1 protein-coding gene is annotated in these 639 nt (G+C 43.7%); it reads left to right on the forward strand.

Features of this window, described 5'->3' with window-relative positions; translation table 11 throughout:
* Window positions 1-84 precede the first annotated feature (84 nt).
* A partial coding sequence (locus tag A3756_RS06550) for a CDP-alcohol phosphatidyltransferase family protein (RefSeq protein WP_068553131.1) occupies window positions 85-639 on the forward strand: 555 nt, incomplete at its 3' end.

Raw genomic sequence — 639 nt, forward strand, 5'->3', positions numbered from 1 at the left:
ATAAGGGTATGCTTGTCGATGCGCTCGATAAATTTGTTTGGCGCTCCGGGTCTTAGTCATTGCTATGGTTATTTTGGAGATAGAATGATCGCAGCTAATCAGATTCCTAATATTCTAACTGTTATTCGAATCCTGCTGGTGATTCCTTTTGCGATGAGCGTATATTCCGCGCAATATTTGCAGGCTTTGATTCTATTCTTTGTAGCAGGTCTTTCAGATGGAGTTGATGGTTTCTTGGCTCGCCAATTTAATTGGAAGTCGCGATTTGGTGCCATAGCTGACCCTTTGGCAGATAAACTACTGCTCGTTACGGCTTACGTAATGCTTGCTTGGACAGAGCAAATCCCAATGTGGCTTCTATATCTCGTTATTGGTCGCGATGTAATGATTCTAGCTGGTGCGCTGGGCTATCACTTCTTTATTAGTCATTATGATATTAAGCCCTCATGGCTGGGTAAGACCTGTACAATGCTACAGATTGTTTATGTCTTACTCGTGATTATGAGCTTGGCAGATCTGCCGATGCCGCAGTGGGCAGTTTCAGAAGGCCTATTTGTAGTGGGTGCCATTACTCTGATTAGCGGTATTCATTATTACTTGGTTTGGGGCGTAAAGGCATACAAGCAGCGCCGAGAAAAT

It is taken from the genome of Oleiphilus sp. HI0086 (assembly GCF_001635225.1).